This window comes from Arthrobacter sp. Y3223151, from assembly GCF_059091125.1.
Map to the genome: position 1 here is coordinate 254,746 of NZ_JBNHGI010000003.1, position 14,843 is coordinate 269,588.

General features: G+C 66.8%; 15 protein-coding genes and 2 tRNA genes. 7 read left to right on the plus strand and 10 right to left on the minus strand.

Going from position 1 to position 14,843, the window contains the following annotated elements; translation table 11 throughout:
* Nucleotides 1-381: 381 nt before the first annotated feature.
* Nucleotides 382-657, plus strand: coding sequence for a hypothetical protein (locus tag AC5RUP_RS07130; RefSeq protein ID WP_494153432.1), 276 nt, complete (start codon nt 382-384; stop codon nt 655-657).
* Between the two features lie 50 nt (nt 658-707).
* Nucleotides 708-1,004 carry a hypothetical protein gene (locus tag AC5RUP_RS07135; RefSeq protein ID WP_494158404.1) on the plus strand — a complete coding sequence of 99 codons (297 nt, stop codon included), beginning with the start codon at nt 708-710 and terminating at the stop codon, nt 1,002-1,004.
* A 379-nt stretch (nt 1,005-1,383) separates the two neighbouring features.
* Here AC5RUP_RS07135 and AC5RUP_RS07140 read toward each other — a convergent pair.
* Together AC5RUP_RS07140 and AC5RUP_RS07145 are read right to left on the minus strand one after the other, a co-directional pair.
* Nucleotides 1,384-1,471 (minus strand) — tRNA-Ser (locus AC5RUP_RS07140).
* A gap of 177 nt (nt 1,472-1,648) precedes the next feature.
* A complete protein-coding gene (locus tag AC5RUP_RS07145; protein ID WP_494153434.1) occupies nt 1,649-2,131 on the minus strand; it encodes a nucleoside deaminase in 483 nt (160 codons plus the stop codon).
* 61 nt (nt 2,132-2,192) lie between these two features.
* Here AC5RUP_RS07145 and upp point away from each other — a divergent pair, with 61 nt between their 5' ends.
* Together upp and AC5RUP_RS07155 are read left to right on the plus strand one after the other, a co-directional pair.
* Nucleotides 2,193-2,828 carry a uracil phosphoribosyltransferase gene (gene upp / locus AC5RUP_RS07150; protein WP_493976933.1) on the plus strand — a complete coding sequence of 212 codons (636 nt, stop codon included), beginning with the start codon at nt 2,193-2,195 and terminating at the stop codon, nt 2,826-2,828.
* A gap of 527 nt (nt 2,829-3,355) precedes the next feature.
* Nucleotides 3,356-4,219 carry a winged helix-turn-helix domain-containing protein gene (locus tag AC5RUP_RS07155; RefSeq protein ID WP_494091699.1) on the plus strand — a complete coding sequence of 288 codons (864 nt, stop codon included), beginning with the start codon at nt 3,356-3,358 and terminating at the stop codon, nt 4,217-4,219.
* Nucleotides 4,220-4,243: 24 nt separating this feature from the next.
* Here the strand turns inward: AC5RUP_RS07155 and AC5RUP_RS07160 are convergent, their stop codons facing one another.
* Nucleotides 4,244-5,698 (minus strand): dihydrolipoyl dehydrogenase family protein, encoded by a 1,455-nt coding sequence (locus AC5RUP_RS07160; RefSeq protein ID WP_494158405.1) that lies wholly within the window; start codon nt 5,696-5,698, stop codon nt 4,244-4,246.
* Between the two features lie 55 nt (nt 5,699-5,753).
* On the opposite strand from AC5RUP_RS07160, the gene AC5RUP_RS07165 reads away from it, so the two are divergent.
* Nucleotides 5,754-6,275 carry a SixA phosphatase family protein gene (locus AC5RUP_RS07165; RefSeq protein ID WP_493976930.1) on the plus strand — a complete coding sequence of 174 codons (522 nt, stop codon included), beginning with the start codon at nt 5,754-5,756 and terminating at the stop codon, nt 6,273-6,275.
* A gap of 89 nt (nt 6,276-6,364) precedes the next feature.
* On the opposite strand, the gene AC5RUP_RS07170 is transcribed toward AC5RUP_RS07165, so the two are convergent.
* The 4 genes from AC5RUP_RS07170 to AC5RUP_RS07185 form a co-directional block, all read right to left on the minus strand.
* Nucleotides 6,365-7,453: an NAD(P)-dependent alcohol dehydrogenase gene (locus tag AC5RUP_RS07170; protein ID WP_494154186.1), complete on the minus strand. Its 1,089-nt coding sequence runs from the start codon at nt 7,451-7,453 to the stop codon at nt 6,365-6,367.
* A 98-nt stretch (nt 7,454-7,551) separates the two neighbouring features.
* Nucleotides 7,552-8,442: an RNA polymerase sigma factor SigJ gene (gene sigJ, locus AC5RUP_RS07175; protein ID WP_494154187.1), complete on the minus strand. Its 891-nt coding sequence runs from the start codon at nt 8,440-8,442 to the stop codon at nt 7,552-7,554.
* A gap of 1 nt (nt 8,443) precedes the next feature.
* On the minus strand, nt 8,444-8,992 hold the full coding sequence (locus AC5RUP_RS07180; RefSeq protein WP_494154188.1) for a carboxymuconolactone decarboxylase family protein: 549 nt from the start codon (nt 8,990-8,992) through the stop codon (nt 8,444-8,446).
* A gap of 170 nt (nt 8,993-9,162) precedes the next feature.
* Nucleotides 9,163-9,239: transfer RNA gene (locus AC5RUP_RS07185), tRNA-Arg, on the minus strand.
* Nucleotides 9,240-9,642: 403 nt separating this feature from the next.
* Here AC5RUP_RS07185 and AC5RUP_RS07190 point away from each other — a divergent pair.
* A complete protein-coding gene (locus AC5RUP_RS07190; protein WP_494068556.1) occupies nt 9,643-11,481 on the plus strand; it encodes a phosphoenolpyruvate carboxykinase (GTP) in 1,839 nt (612 codons plus the stop codon).
* 251 nt (nt 11,482-11,732) lie between these two features.
* Nucleotides 11,733-12,296 (plus strand): hemerythrin domain-containing protein, encoded by a 564-nt coding sequence (locus AC5RUP_RS07195; RefSeq protein ID WP_494154189.1) that lies wholly within the window; start codon nt 11,733-11,735, stop codon nt 12,294-12,296.
* Between the two features lie 25 nt (nt 12,297-12,321).
* On the opposite strand, the gene AC5RUP_RS07200 is transcribed toward AC5RUP_RS07195, so the two are convergent.
* From AC5RUP_RS07200 to AC5RUP_RS07210, 3 genes are all read right to left on the minus strand, one after another.
* Complete coding sequence (locus AC5RUP_RS07200; RefSeq protein WP_494154190.1) at nt 12,322-12,771, minus strand: RrF2 family transcriptional regulator; 450 nt, start codon at nt 12,769-12,771, stop codon at nt 12,322-12,324.
* A 62-nt stretch (nt 12,772-12,833) separates the two neighbouring features.
* Complete coding sequence (locus tag AC5RUP_RS07205) at nt 12,834-13,322, minus strand: hypothetical protein (RefSeq protein ID WP_494002292.1); 489 nt, start codon at nt 13,320-13,322, stop codon at nt 12,834-12,836.
* Nucleotides 13,319-14,797 (minus strand): phosphohexomutase domain-containing protein, encoded by a 1,479-nt coding sequence (locus AC5RUP_RS07210; RefSeq protein ID WP_494158406.1) that lies wholly within the window; start codon nt 14,795-14,797, stop codon nt 13,319-13,321. Before AC5RUP_RS07210 ends, AC5RUP_RS07205 begins: the two co-directional genes overlap by 4 nt.
* Between the last annotated feature and the right edge of the window lie 46 nt (nt 14,798-14,843).

The following is a 14,843-nucleotide window of genomic DNA, read 5'->3' on the forward strand; positions in this document are numbered from 1 at the left end:
TGAACAAGTAGATCCAGCGCTCAAACCCTTCGCTCCTCTTCTATCCCGATATACACCTCTGCGAGCCGATAGCACGGATAAATACGATTGCCGAGGGTAAAAACCAGACCCTTGAAGTGAGACGGGCCTGAGTTGCCGGCGAGGCTGATCCGCCTCGCTAATGCATCCGTGCTCTTGGACACTCTTGGGCATTGGGGTTGTATGGACCGCGGAACGAAGAAAGCACCCCATAGGTATAGGTACAGGCGGGGAAGCACCGGAAGTCCTGCTGGGCGGGGCGCTGGCTCTATGGTGTGTGCACGCCAAGAGCTACGTCTTTCTTGCCATTCGGTGCAGTACCAGTACGCTTCCGTGAGCACCCTCGAGAACAGGACCCCAGCAATGGAAGCAAATCCAGTCGATCCGCGGGTTGAGTCATCCCTTGAAGCGAACCCTGATTACCGGGTTGATTTTTGGGGGCCCATTAAGGATGGAGGCGGCCGGGTGGTGGCTGACGGAAGCGACGAATGGCTGCTCACCGGTGCACGTGACGTTCATGAAGCCCTCGACTGGGCCAACAACAATGCGGATGGACGAAGGTTTGTGCTTTATGCCCGGTTCCACGACGGTCAAAGCATCGGTGTGGCTCGCTTGGCCGGAGAGGAACCGTCGCCGTGACGATCCGCGGGGCTGTTCCGGCGCCCGTGGCGTGTAGCTATGGTTAGGCCATGACAGGCAGCGGACCACGCAACGCTTGGTTGCGGATGACAGACCGGATGGGCCTGACCGAACCTGGGGTCAAGCCGGCGAGGCCCAGCCCTCGCGCCCTGCTGTTCTCAGTCGTCCTATGGTTCGTGGCGGCTCTGGTCTGGTTCGCGATGGTCATGCAAACGCAGGGTGAAATTCAGGTTTTGTACGTAGTCCTGGTTCTGACTTCGCTCACATTGAGCGTGGCCAACTTCGCGATGCTGCGCCAGTCAAGGAAGAACTGGGGCGGCTCAAGGTTGGATCGCACGGGCGAATAGGTCCGAATGTTCCATCTTTGTTCTCCGTCACCTCCAGTTACTACCCAACCCTCTACGGCCACTGTACGTAGAGGGTTCCAGTTGTGTGCAGTTGGGTCGTAACCACCACCTCATTGGTTTCCGAAGTGATCCACGCCGACCAGGCAATCCAAGTCGTGGGATACATCTGCGTCTCCACGGCCAAGCAGAACATCGCCCCCCGACGTACAGGGTGCGACGCTGGTCGCGAGACCACCCGTTAGGGAGTATGAGCTGGAGCGGGTCGAGGAGTCTGCTGCGACGTCATTCGACGTACGCGAACGCCTTTGCCATGGCGATTACATCTGCACCACGCCGCACTGAGAATGCAGAAAACCCCCGGATCTCCGGGGGTTTTCTTTGGCGGTGACGGTGGGATTTGAACCCACGTTGGCTTTCACCAAACAACATTTCGAGTGTTGCACCTTCGGCCGCTCGGACACGTCACCAACGCGTCAACTTTACCCGCTGTTGGCCCTGAGTCCCAAAACGGCCCCGCGGGACGGCCGCACCGGCCGGCCTTCGTCCCAGACCTGGGGCCGGGAGCGGCGCCGAAGCGAGCGGGAATGGCCGTGAACGTGCAGCAGCAGCACCGGAAAGCACGTGCAGCACCGGAACGGAGAGGGTTAGCCCGCCGGCAGTTCGCCGCGGTGCCGCGCAAAGAACTCGCGCAGCATGGCGGCCGACTCCTCCGTCCGCACCTCCGGGTAGACCTCCACCCAGTGGTTCAGCCGGCGCTCGCGCAGGATGTCGAAAACACTGCCCGCCGCCCCGGCCTTCTCATCCCACGCGCCGAAGACTACTTTCGGGATGCGGGCGAGCACGATGGCGCCGGCGCACATGGCGCAGGGCTCCAGCGTGACCACCAGCGTGCAGCCGTCAAGGCGCCAGGAGCCAAGCTTGCGTGCCGCCTCCCGGATGGCCACCATCTCGGCATGGCCGGTCGGGTCGTGCAGCGCCTCCCGTTCGTTGCGTCCGGAACCCAGCACCGCGCCGTCGGGCCCCATCACCACGGCGCCGATCGGCACGTCGGAGGTCTCCAGGGCCAAGCGGGCCTGGTCCAAGGCAAGACCCATCCACTGGCGGTGCTGCGGATCAATCGGGCCCATGCCACCATTCTGGCAGGCCCGATGTTTGTCCCTGCTATGCGGCTGCCGGTAGTTTTGTGGAATGCGCGTACTCGAAGTGGACCATCCCCTTGTTGCCCACAAACTCACCGTTCTCCGCGACAAGACCACTCCGTCGCCCGTCTTCCGCCAGCTCACTGAAGAACTGGTGACCCTGCTGGCCTACGAGGCCACCCGCGACGTCCATACCGAGCCGGTGGAAATCGAGACCCCGGTGACCCGGACCACCGGAACCGCCTTCACCAAGCCCACCCCGCTGGTGGTGCCCATCCTGCGCGCCGGCCTCGGCATGCTCGAGGGCATGACCAAGCTGGTGCCGACCGCCGAAGTCGGCTTCCTGGGCATGGCGCGCAACGAGGAAACGCTGGACATCATTACTTACGCCGAGCGGCTGCCGGCCGACCTCACCGGCCGCCAGGTGTTCGTGCTCGACCCCATGCTGGCCACCGGCGGCACGCTGCGCGAATCCATCAAGTTCCTCTTCGCCCGCGGCGCCGCCGACGTCACCTGCATCTGCCTGCTGGCGGCACCGGAGGGCCTGCAGGCCCTGCGCGAGGAACTCGAAGACAAGAACGTCTCCATCGTGGTGGCCTCCATCGACGAGCGGCTGGATGAAAAGGCCTACATCGTGCCCGGCCTGGGCGATGCCGGCGACCGGCTCTACGGCGTAGCGGGCTGACCAGCCGACCGGGGGCACCTTTCACGGGGACTGGCGGGCTGCAACACCGGGGCCCACGCGTTCCAGTGGTGTCCACATTTTGGACGGTTTGCAAACGCCGATGCTTTGCACCTAATGCGCTTGACGCCTCGGCAAATCGATCACTGCATACTTATTCATCAGCGCCCCGCAAGGGCCGCTCTCCGTTGATATTTATGCACCATCGTGGTGTGATGTGTGGCACAAAAGCGCTGCTTCTTCTCACTATGTGAGACAAGCAGGCTTATATTACTTGCACGTAAGCATTGTTACGAGCCAAACTCATGGTTGTGAACAACAACGCAACAGCATCTGCAGCCGCAGCCTTCAGTTACGGGACGTATCCCGGCGCACTGGCGGACTGTTGCCGAATGCAGGCCTAACTCACCACCCCTCGAGTTATTCCAGGCAATTCATCTGTCCAATGGCGGGCACCAGAAACACATCCCGTGCGGGCATACCCATGCATTCGCGCCGCGATGACGGCCATTTTCACACATGAGGTTCTAATGTCAGTTTCATCCGGATACGTCCACATCTCCGTCCGCAACGCCCAGAACCGTGCGGCAGCCGCGCAGCGACAGGCAGCCGGGCAGAACCCGCAGTTCGCCGGGCAGCCGTCTTACCCGGGGGAGCAGCAGGCCTACCGCGTGCTGCGCGCGGTTCCCGGCCAGTTCGACGCCGCTGCCCCCCATCCGACCACCGCCCCCACCCCCGTGGTCACCCCCAACGGAATTCCCGGCCCGCAGCCGGTGTCGAACGACACTGTTGCCCGCGGGTTCGTTCTCTATGTGGGACTGGACGAGGAAGCTGCCGCCGCCCAGGGGACCACGCTGAGCAAGCTGGCCTCCCAGGTGCGCGCCTACGTGCAGTCGCTGGCTGCGGACGCCCAGACCCACGGGGCCGTGGCCCTGGCGCCGGCCGACGCCCCGGGCGAGAACATTGACGTGGTGCGCCAGGCCCTGGGCGATCCGACCGTCAGCCGCCGACCGCGGACCGCGGCCGTGGAAATCCAGCGGCAGCCGCAGCCGGCCTCGCACGCCAGCCGTCCCAGCGGCGTCCTGATCGACCTGTCCCGGCGCGAGGTGCACCTGGACGGGGAGACCCTGAACCTGACGTTCAAGGAATTCGAGCTGCTCAACTACCTCGTGGAGAACGCCACCCGCACCGTCGGCCGCGAAGAGCTGCTCTCCGGGCTGTGGAAGAACGCCGAGGAAGTCCCGAACGAACGGACCATCGACGTGCACATCCGCCGGCTCCGGTCCAAGCTGGGCCGCCTGGCCAACACCGTGCGCACCGTCCGCGGCCAGGGCTACCGCTTCTACGAGCACCCGGAAGTAGTGGTCTGGGCCGCGCCGGAGTACTCCATCTAGGTCCTGCCCGGCTCCGCCGCCGCGCTACAGCCCGTATTCCTCGAGCAGGCGGAGCCACACCTCACTGATGGTGGGGTAGGAGGGCACCGCGTGCCAGAGCCGGTCCAGCGGGACCTGGCCGACGACGGCGATGGTCGCCGAGTGCAGCAGCTCGCTGACGCCGGGGCCGGCGAAGGTCATGCCCACGACGACCCTGCGGTCTTCGTCCACGACCATCTGGGCCCAGCCCTGGTAGCCGTCGGCATACAGCGAGGAGCCGGCGACGGCGATCGGCAGCTCGGTGGCGGACACGGCGAGCCCGCGCTCCCGGGCCTGCTCTTCGGTGAGGCCGACGACGGCGACCTCCGGATCGGTGAACATCACCGAGGGAACCGCCGCGTCGTCGGCAGTGCTGGCAAAGCGGCTCCACGGTTCCGGCTCGCCGTCCAGCTCGCCGGCCGCCCGGGCGGCGATAGCGTCCCCGGTGGCCCGCGCCTGGTACTTGCCCTGGTGCGTCAGCTGGGCCTTGCCGGCGGCGTCGCCCACCGCATACAGCCAGCCCCCGTCGACGCCTTCCACGCGTCCGCTGGCGTCGACCTCCAGCCGCTTCGGATCCTGCCCCAGCTCCTCCAGGCCAAGTCCGGAGAGGGCCGGCCGTCGTCCGGTGGAAACCAAGAGCTTTGCGGCCGTGACGGTGTCCGCCGCCCCGGTCTCCCCGTCCGCACCCGCAGCCGTCAGGGTGAGGCTGACGCCGCCGTCGTGCGCAGCCACCCGTGACGCCGCCGTGTGGAGCCGGATCCGCACCCCGTCGCGGCGCAGCCCGGCTTCCACCAGCCGCCGCGCGGGTTCGGGGACGCTCGCCAGCAGGTCCCCGCGTGCCACCAGGGTGACGACGTCGGTGCCCAGCCGGGCATACGCCTGCGCGAGCTCGCAGCCGGAGACGCCGCCGCCCAGCACCAGCAGGCTCTCCGGAACCTCCGGGGCGGCGGTGGCTTCGCGGGTTCCCCAGAAATCGACGCCGTCCAGCCCCGGCAGCGGCGGCACGTTCGGCGTGGAACCGGTGGCCAGCACGACGGCGTGCCGTGCGGTGATGCGGGTCCGGGTCCCGTCGTCGTCCGTTGCCGTCACTTCGCGCGGACCGTTGAGCCGGGCGGTGCCGCGGACCAGTTCGATGCCGGCACCCTTCACCCACTCCACCTGCGAGGCATCGTCCCAGCCGGAGGTGAACGAATCCCGGCGGGCCAGCACGGACTCCGCCGCCAGGCCGCCGGTCACGGCTTCGGCCGCGCCCTTGACGCTGCGCGCGGCTTGAAGGGCCGTCCCCGGGCGCAGTAGGGCCTTGGAGGGCATGCAGGCCCAATAGGAACACTCGCCGCCAACCAGCGAGGATTCCACCAGGACGGTCTTGAGTCCGCCGCGGGTGGTCCGGTCCGCCACATTCTCCCCGACCGCCCCGGCCCCGAGTACCACGACATCCGCTTCCAGCGTCCGCTCTTCCATATCCCGAGCCTCGCATCGCGCGGAGGCGCTGACAAGGGCCGCATACACTCGTGGTGTGAACGACCACCACCTGAAGAAGCTGATGATCATGCGCCACGCCAAGGCCGCGTGGCCGCTGGGCGTCGAGGACCACGAGCGGCCGCTGGCCCAGCGCGGCCACGACGAGGCGCCGCAGATCGGCCGGTGGATGGTGGAGCACAACTGCATCCCGGACTTCATCCTGTGCTCGTCGGCACTGCGGACCCGCCAGACCTGCACCTGGGTGTGCAGCGAGCTGGGGGAGAAGGCGCCGACTCCCATGCTGTCCGACGAACTATACGATGCGCCGGCCGTGCGGGTCCTGTCCGAAATCAATCAACTGCCCGACACCATCACGTCCCTGCTGGTGGTGGCCCACATGCCGGCGGTGCAGGACCTGGCGATGCGGCTCGCGTCGGTGGATTCCGATGAGGAGGCCGTGGTGGACATGGCCACCCACTATCCGACCTCCGGCCTGACGGTGCTGCAGCACGGGAAGAGCTGGGCGGAGCTGGACGGGCGTGACGCCGCGGTGACCGACTTCGTGGTGCTGCGCTGACGCGTTTCGCGGTGCTGCGCTGACGGCCGGCGCCTCACGCTGCGCTGACCGGGCAGGGCCGGCGCCTCACCCTGCCCGGACTCCGCCGGTCAGAAGAGGAGGATCGGCTTGATCGTGGATCCGTTGGCCGAGTCCTCGAACCCCTGGTTGATGTCGGCAAAGGGGTAGGTCTTGACCAGCTTGTCGTACGGGAACCGTCCCTGCTTCCAAAGCTCGATCAGGCGCGGGATGAAGACCTGGTACACCGAGCTGCCCTGGACATTCATTGTGAACGTCCATCCCTTGACCTGGGACTCGCCGATCTCGAACGGTGCCTCGGTGCCGAAGGTCGTGTTGCCCACGGCCACGAGCGCGCCGCGGAAGGCCAGCGCCCGCGCAGCCTGATTGAGCACCGCGGGCACGGAGGTGGTGTCGACGATGTAGTCCACGCCCTCCCCGCCGGTGATGCGGTTCAGCTCCTCGCCCATGTCCGTCTTGGCGGAGTTGATGGTGTGGGTCGCGCCGAGCTCAAGCGCCGTCTCCAGGCGGTTGTCATGCAGATCCACCGCGATCACCGTCGTGCAGCCGGCGATCTTGGCCGCCATGATCGCCGCCGAGCCGACCGCCCCCGCACCGATCACAGCCAGCGATGTCGCCGCCTCCGGCCGCAGCTCGTTGAGCACAGCCCCGGCCCCGGTCTGCAGCCCGCAGCCCAGCGGGGCGAGCATCTCCAGCGGAACCTCGGGGTCCACTTTGACTACGCAGCGCTCCAGCACGTTCGCGTACGACGAGAAGGACGACTGGCCGAAGAAGTGCGAGGCCACGGATTCGCCGTCGGCCGAGAGCGAGGTTCGGCGACCACTGAGATTGATGGCGATGTAGTGCTCGCAGTAGGCCATCTCCCCGCGGCGGCACTGCTTGCACGTGCCGCACGATGCCGGCGCCAGCACCACGTGGTCACCGGGCTCGACGCTCGTCACCGCTATTCCCACATCCTCCACAACGCCGGCGCCCTCGTGACCGAGCACCGCCGGCCACTGGAGGGGATACGCGCCGTCGCGGGCGGTCGAATCCGTGTGACAGATGCCGGTTGCGACCATGCGGACCCTCACCTCGTCGGGCCGGAGATCGGCGAGCTCCAGTTCTTCAACTGAAAGCGGTGCGCCCGTCTCGCGCACGACGGCGGCGGTGACCTTCATGGGTATTCCTCCTATATCCGAGACCAACACATAACAGGACCGCACACGATGGCGCGGACTCCTGTTTCAACCGTCTCATGCCCGTCGGGTCGGTGCAGTTAGATGCGGATGCGGCCAAGCTTGTCCGGGTTCCGGATGAGGAAGATTTCCCGGACCAACCCCTCATCGATCCGGAAGCCGGCGACCGTGTCCACCGCGCCGTCCGCATCGACCGCCACCAACCCGGGCAGCCCGTTGACGTCGGCGACGTGCAGGTGGAAGGGGGTGTCCGGGTTGCCGGTGATGCCGAGCAGGAAGCGCAGCACCTTCTCCACCCCGAAGATGGGCCGCAGCGCCGCGGTCTTCTGGCCGCCGCCGTCGCTGGTCAGCACAACGTCCGGAGCCAGCAGGCCCAGCAGCGGCTCGATGGCCCCGGTGTTGGCTGCCTGCAGGAACTGCTCGGTGATCCTCCGGTGCAGGGCAGGATCAACTTGGTTCCTGGCTTGCCGGCTCGCGACGTGGCCGTGGGCACGCGAGATGAGTTGCCGCACCGCCGCGGGCGAGCGGCCCAGCGTCCGGGCAATCTCCGGTGCCGGGTAGCCGAAGACCTCGCCCAGGATGTAGGCCGCACGTTCCAAGGGGGAGAGCTGTTCCAAAACCACCAGCATGGCCAGCGAAACGTCGTCGGCCAGCACGGCAGCTTCGTCCGGTGCGGGAGGGCTCGGGGCATCCGGCAGGGAGCTGACCGGCTCGGGCAGCCAGGGCCCGACGTAATTTTCGCGGCGGCGTTGCTGGGCGCGGATCTGGTTCAGCGCCAGATTGGTTACCGTTCGCAGCAGGAAGGCCCGCGGCTCCCGGACATGGTCCTGCGGCACGTCGGAGAACCGCAGCCATGCCTCCTGCAGGACGTCCTCGGCGTCTGCGGCGCTGCCCAGGAGGCGGTAGGCCGCCCCAAAGAGCAGCCCGCGGTGCTGCTGGAACACGGCCAGGTTCTCCTGGGTCGTCGACATGTCAGCCTCCTACACTGCAGGTTTCCTTGAAGCCCTGGTTGGCCAGGCCCAACGCGGCGTTCACCCTCGACCGCTGGTTCTCCACCGCAACCAGGTAGGTCAGCTCCGCCAGCTGGGCCGGGTCAAGATGCTGCTTCAGCCTTTCCACCAAGTCGTCGGTGACTGTGGGTGGGGTCGCCGTCATGGCCTCTGCATAACCGAGCACATCGCGCTCCAGCTGAGTGTAAACCGAAGCCGTGTGCCAGCGCGGAACCTCCCGCAGTTTCGCCGGCTCCACGCCCTGGTGATGAAATTCCCAGTAGCCGAAGTCGAGGCACCAACTGCAGCCGATAGAGGAGGCCGCTCCCATGACGGCCAAAGCCTTGAGCACGGGCGGCAAGGTGTTGAACCTGGCAACGGATCGTTCGTGCCGCAACCAGGCAAACAGCACCCGCCGGTTGTGCAGCATGGCCAGGCCGGGATCCAGCACCTTGCCGTACTTCCGCTTGCTGTAGCCCGCCATGATTTTCAGGAACAGGCTGGGGGAGTGCTCCAGGGGTATCCGTGCCATGCCGTCCTCCTCGTCGTTGCCCCGGCGAGCGGGGATACAAGGAAGACACTGCGGAAGCAGCGAGTGTGACATGGAGCCTGGAGGGGGCGTGCGGCCGGTAAACCGCTGGAGCCGCGGCACGTTGCCGGCAACAAAAATGCAGCCCGGTCGATGACCGGGCTGCATGTGTTTGGTGCGCCCAGAGGGATTCGAACCCCCGGCCTTCTGTTCCGTAGACAGACGCTCTATCCAGCTGAGCTATGGGCGCTTGGCCTCGCGGCCGGATACAACTGTAGCGTGTTTGCCGGACAGTCGCCAAATCGAGGGAGCCCCGCCCGCCTCCGCCCCGGAATTGCGCGCATCGCGGCTTGTGGACGCCGCGCCTCACCCCCCAGCCCACCTGTCTAGCTTGGGGGTGCCAGCGCCGCGGAGCTGCGGGGCCGGGCTGCTGATCTTGGCAAACCGGGTCGAGCCTGCCCTCGGAAGGACACGTTAACTAGACCGGTCTATATGACCTTAATCACACCTGTGGGCCTTGACACGTCGAAAAACCCCGGAATTCCGGGCTCGTCCTATCCAACGCGGGCCAATCCCCTTTTTCTGCAGCCCGCTGGTCTAGCCATCGACCCATAGCATCTAGAAACACCACTGGCCCAGGAAAGGGATGAGTCATGGGCGATATCACGCGTCAGCCGGTTCTTGAGGAAACACTTATGGATGCCCCAACTACACACGCAAAGCTTCTGGCCTGGGTTGCCGAAGTTTCAGAGCTGACGCAGCCCGACTCAGTCTATTGGGTGGACGGCTCCGAAGAGGAGTACGCACTCCTGACCGATCAGCTGGTCGAGGCCGGGACGCTGAAGCGGCTGAACCCGCAGCTGTTCCCGAACTCTTTCGTCGGCTTCTCCGACCCGAAGGACGTCGCCCGGGTCGAAGAGCGGACCTTCATCTGCTCCGAGAAGGAGGCAGACGCAGGGTTCACCAACAACTGGATGGACCCCGCGGAGATGAAGTCGATCCTCACGGAACGCTTCGCCGGCAGCATGCGCGGACGCACCATGTACGTGATCCCCTTTGTCATGGGGCCGCTGGATGCGGAACAGCCGCAGTACGGCGTCGAAATCACCGACTCCGCCTACGTGGTCGCCTCCATGCGCATCATGGCGCGGATCGGCACCGACGTGCTGCGCAAGATGGAGGCTGAGGACGCCTTCTTCGTCCCCGCGCTGCACTCCGTCGGCGCCCCGCTGGAACCGGGGGAAGCCGACGTCGTCTGGCCGTGCAATGAGGAGAAGTGGATCGTGCACTTCCCCGAGGAGCGGTCCATCTGGTCCTACGGCTCGGGCTACGGCGGCAACGCGCTGCTGGGCAAGAAGTGCTACGCCCTGCGCATCGCCTCGGTCATTGCCCGCGACGAAGGCTGGCTGGCCGAGCACATGCTGATCCTCAAGCTCACCAGCCCGCAGGGCAAGGCGTACAACATTGCGGCCGCCTTCCCCTCGGCCTGCGGCAAGACCAACCTCGCGCTGCTGGATCCGACCATTGACGGCTGGAAGGCCGAGACCCTCGGCGACGACATCAACTGGATGCGCATCGGCAAGGAGGGCGAACTGCGCGGCGTGAACCCCGAGTACGGCCTGTTCGGCGTCGCACCGGGCACCGGCTGGAGCACCAACCCCAACGCCATGCGCGCCATCGCCAAGGGCAACTCCATCTTCACCAACGTGGCGCTGACCGACGACGGCGGCGTCTGGTGGGAGGGCATGACCGACGACGTGCCCGATCACCTCATCGACTGGCAGGGCAACGACTGGACGCCCGACTCCGGCCGGCCGGCGGCGCACCCGAACTCGCGCTTCTGCACGCCGATCTCGCAGATCGACATGCTGGCCCAGGAGTACTACAGCCCCGACGGCGTGGAGATCCACGCGATCCTCTTCGGCGGTCGCCGCAAGACCACCATCCCGCTGGTTACCCAGGCCCGCTCGTGGACCAACGGCATCTTCATGGGCTCCACCCTGTCGTCGGAGACCACCGCGGCAGCCGCCGGCGCCGTCGGCGTGGTCCGCCGCGACCCGATGGCCATGCTTCCGTTCATCGGCTACAACGCCGGCGACTACCTCAAGCACTGGGGCACCATCGAGGGCAAGGCCAACCCGGACCGCCTGCCCAAGGTATTCCTGGTCAACTGGTTCCGCCGCAATGCCGACGGCGGCTTCGCGTGGCCGGGCTTCGGGGAGAACTCCCGCGTGCTCAAGTGGGCCATCGAACGCATCGAGGGCACCGCGGACGCCACGGAAACGCCGATCGGCTACATCCCGACCGGCGACTCCATCGACCTGACCGGGCTGGACATGACCCAGGCGCAGGTGGAGGAAGCCGTCAAGGTGGATCCGGCGGAGTGGAAGGAAGAGCTCAAGGGCATCGAGGAATGGTACGCGCAGTTCGGCGATTCCCTGCCCGATGAGCTGGACGCCGAACTCAAGCAGCTCCAGGCCCGCTTCGCCTGAGTGACTGAAGGCGGGACGCCACCACAGGCTCCCGACATGAGGCCCCCGCGCCACTGCGCGGGGGCCTCATCCTTTTAACTGCGGATCTTTCGGACGGGATGGCCTCTGTCCCTCCGGTCTAGACCGGTTGCCGCGATTTCGTGCTCCCGCGCCCCGTAAAACTCGTCGGGCCGTGGCTTCGGGTGCCGCTCATTGGTATGTTGAGCCCTCCTACACACGCTCAGGAGCAACGACCCAAGGAGGGGCGTTCCATGGCCGATACTCAGGGCGGGGATGTCATCGATATCCTCACGACCGATCACCGCGAAATGCTCGAACTGCTCAGCCAGATAGAGCAGACCGCCGACCCGGGCCAGCGCCGGGACCTGGCCGATACCCTCATTGCCGAGGTGATGCGCCACGCCGTCGCCGAAGAGATGCTTGTCTACCCCGTGATTGAAGAGCACGTGCCGAACGGCAAGGAAGAGGTTGAGCACGACAAGAAGGAGCATGACGAGATCGTTCGGCTCATGAAGCGGATGGAGGACGTCGACTCTTCCGATCCGACCTTCATGGAGCTGGTCAGGGAACTGGCAGGACAGCTGCGCCACCACGCCAACGACGAGGAGACGGATCAGTTCCCGAAGCTGCGCGCCCACATTCCCCAGGACAAGCTTGTCGAGCTGGGTGAAAAGGTCCAGAGCGCCAAGAAGGTCGCGCCGACCAGGCCTCATCCCAGCGCCCCGCACTCCGAGCTGTTCCACAAGACGGTGGGACCCGGCGTCGGCATGGTGGACCGGCTGCGCGACAAGCTCTCGGGCCGCCAAACCGGCTGAGGCCGTGGTGGTGGCCCGCTGCGGATCACCCCGGGGCGCGTGTGAGCAACGTCATGAAGACGGGCTCCATCTGCGACCGGTGCGGCAACGAGGACACGACGAGGGGATCCAGTTCGCGGTAAAAGGCCTCGCGGGCCCGGCGCAGCGCTCCACGCAGCCCGCAATTGTTATTCATCGGGCAGTCGCCGGCGGCGGACTCGCAATCCACCACGTCCTCCCGCGCGTCGAGGGTCCGCAGCAGGCCGCCCACCGTCGCCAGCCGTCCGGCGGCGCTGATCCGGATGCCGCCGGAGCGGCCGCGCACGGCCTCGACCAGTCCGAGCGAGCGCAGCTTCAGCACGGCCTTGCTGACGTGGTTGTACGGGGTGCCGACGCCGTCGGCGACCGCCTGCGTGGTCATCAATTCGCCCTCCGGCGCCGCGGACAGCAGCATCAGTGCACGCAGGCACACGTCGGAGAAGGCATTGATGCGCATGCTGCCAATTTTAGCGGCCTGGCGCGGCCGGAATTGCCGCGGTTCCGCGCGGCGCCGGCGGATCAGCCCCGGGGTGGCCCGGCTTCTGCGTCGGGTTCCTCGTCGGGCCAGACGAGGCGCTCCTGCGGGTCCACGAACGGGTCCGGGTAGCTCCAGGCGCCGTCGTCGTCGTGGTGGTAGGGCTGGATGGCCGAGACTGCGATGCCGGCCGAGTGCTCCACGGCAATCTGGATCGCGTCGGCGTCCTCTTCGGGCAGGAAGATGTCGCTGATCACGGCGATGGCGCGGAAATCGGCGCGGTCATGGCGCAGGGTGGCGTACAGGTCCTCGATCATGCCGTCCACGTTGACCTCGGCTGCCTCGGCGTCCAGGTCATCGGGGGAGACGACGACGAGCCGCAGGCCGCCGTCGTGCGTGGTGACCAGGGCCGCGGGCAGGAACGCTCCGTGCTCGGTCAACTGTTCCTGCGCCACCCCGAGCCCGGTTCCGAAGAGTGTGTCGATATCGGCCAGGATCTCCGCGGGGATGCCCTCCCGCCATGAGGCACTCATGCTGTTTCCCGGACGCGGGCCAGGACGTGCCCGCGGAGGGTGTCGAGCAGGCCGGGGCTGGTCGCTTCGGCGTTCAGCCGCAGGAAGGGTTCGGTGTTGGAGGGGCGGAGATTGAACCACCAGGTGCCGTCGTCGGCGATCACGGTGGTGCCGTCGAGTCGGTCCACGCTCACGCCGGTGCCCGCGTAGGCGGCCGGGCAGCCGGCGGCGGTGGTGTCGGTTCCGGCCGCGGCGGGGTCGGGCGCGAGGGCGGGGGCGAAGTCGGCCAGCACGCGGGCGATCGCGGCGTCCTTGTCGTCGACCTGGGAGTTCAGTTCGCCGGTGGCGTGGTAGGGGTCGTATTCGGCGGCCAGCTTGGACAGCGGCGCGTCCTGCTCGCCGAGGGCGGCGAGCACGTGCATGGCGGCGAGCATGCCGGTGTCGGCGTTGTAGAAGTCGCGGAAGTAGTAGTGCGCGGAGTGTTCGCCGCCGAACACGGCCTTCTCCTCGGCCATGTGCGCCTTGATGAACGAGTGTCCCACCCGGGTGCGGACCGGGCGTCCGCCGGCGGCGGTGATGGTTTCGGGCACGGCGCGGGAGGTGATCAGGTTGTGGATCACCGCCGGGCTTTCTTCGCCGGCGGCGCGGGCGCGGGCGATTTCGCGCCGGGCGACCAGCGCGGTGATCGCCGAGGGGGAGACCACCGCCCCGGTCTCATCGATCACGAAGCACCGGTCGGCGTCGCCGTCGAAGGCCAGGCCGAGGTCCGCCCCGTGCTCGATGACGGCGGCCTGCAGGTCCACCAGGTTTTCCGGTTCCAAGGGGTTGGCCGGATGGTTGGGGAACGTCCCGTCCAGCTCGAAATACAGTGGCACGACCTGAAGCGGCAGCGCCGGCAGCAGGGTGTCGCCGAGCACGGCGGGGGTGGTCATCCCGGCCATGCCGTTGCCGGCGTCCACCACTACCTTCAGCGGCCGGATGCCGGCCAGGTCCACCAGGGAGCGCAGGTAGGAGGCGTAACCGGCCAGCACGTTGGTTTCGCTGATGGTCCCGGGTTCGGTGCCGTCGGGGATCCCGGTCTCGAGGTACTTCTGCGCCAGGTCGCGGATGTCGAACATGCCGGTGTCGGAGGAGACCGGCACCGCCCCGGGCTTGGCCATCTTCAGGCCGTTGTACTGCGCGGGGTTGTGGCTGGCGGTGAACACCACACCGGCGGCGTCCAGGGACCCGCAGGCGTAGTAGAGCTCATCGGTGGAGATCAGCCCCAGCATCTGGATGTTGGCCCCGCGGCCGGCCGCGCCGTGGGCGAACGCGGCGGCGAATTCCGGCGAGGACGGGCGCATGTCGCCGCCCACCAGCACGGTCTGCCCGGCCAGGGACAACACGTCCACGAACGCGGCGCCGGTCGCCTCGACGGTCGCCGCCGTAATGGTTTCGCCCACGATCCCGCGGACGTCGTACGCCTTGAAGGACAGGCCAAGATCTATGCTGCTCACTTCACCAGCTTATAAGGGGCTGCTGTGGAAAAGGGCCAGGTTGTCC

Bases quoted from the DNA above. Each gene is read 5' to 3' on its own strand.
- AC5RUP_RS07130 (WP_494153432.1), top strand. From the start codon at position 382: ATGGAAGCAAATCCAGTCGATCCGCGGGTTGAGTCATCCCTTGAAGCG.
- AC5RUP_RS07135 (WP_494158404.1), top strand. From the start codon at position 708: ATGACAGGCAGCGGACCACGCAACGCTTGGTTGCGGATGACAGACCGG.
- AC5RUP_RS07145 (WP_494153434.1), bottom strand. From the start codon at position 2,131: ATGGGCCCGATTGATCCGCAGCACCGCCAGTGGATGGGTCTTGCCTTG.
- upp (WP_493976933.1), top strand. From the start codon at position 2,193: ATGCGCGTACTCGAAGTGGACCATCCCCTTGTTGCCCACAAACTCACC.
- AC5RUP_RS07155 (WP_494091699.1), top strand. From the start codon at position 3,356: ATGTCAGTTTCATCCGGATACGTCCACATCTCCGTCCGCAACGCCCAG.
- AC5RUP_RS07160 (WP_494158405.1), bottom strand. From the start codon at position 5,698: ATGGAAGAGCGGACGCTGGAAGCGGATGTCGTGGTACTCGGGGCCGGG.
- AC5RUP_RS07170 (WP_494154186.1), bottom strand. From the start codon at position 7,453: ATGAAGGTCACCGCCGCCGTCGTGCGCGAGACGGGCGCACCGCTTTCA.
- sigJ (WP_494154187.1), bottom strand. From the start codon at position 8,442: ATGTCGACGACCCAGGAGAACCTGGCCGTGTTCCAGCAGCACCGCGGG.
- AC5RUP_RS07180 (WP_494154188.1), bottom strand. From the start codon at position 8,992: ATGGCACGGATACCCCTGGAGCACTCCCCCAGCCTGTTCCTGAAAATC.
- AC5RUP_RS07190 (WP_494068556.1), top strand. From the start codon at position 9,643: ATGGGCGATATCACGCGTCAGCCGGTTCTTGAGGAAACACTTATGGAT.
- AC5RUP_RS07195 (WP_494154189.1), top strand. From the start codon at position 11,733: ATGGCCGATACTCAGGGCGGGGATGTCATCGATATCCTCACGACCGAT.
- AC5RUP_RS07200 (WP_494154190.1), bottom strand. From the start codon at position 12,771: ATGCGCATCAATGCCTTCTCCGACGTGTGCCTGCGTGCACTGATGCTG.
- AC5RUP_RS07205 (WP_494002292.1), bottom strand. From the start codon at position 13,322: ATGAGTGCCTCATGGCGGGAGGGCATCCCCGCGGAGATCCTGGCCGAT.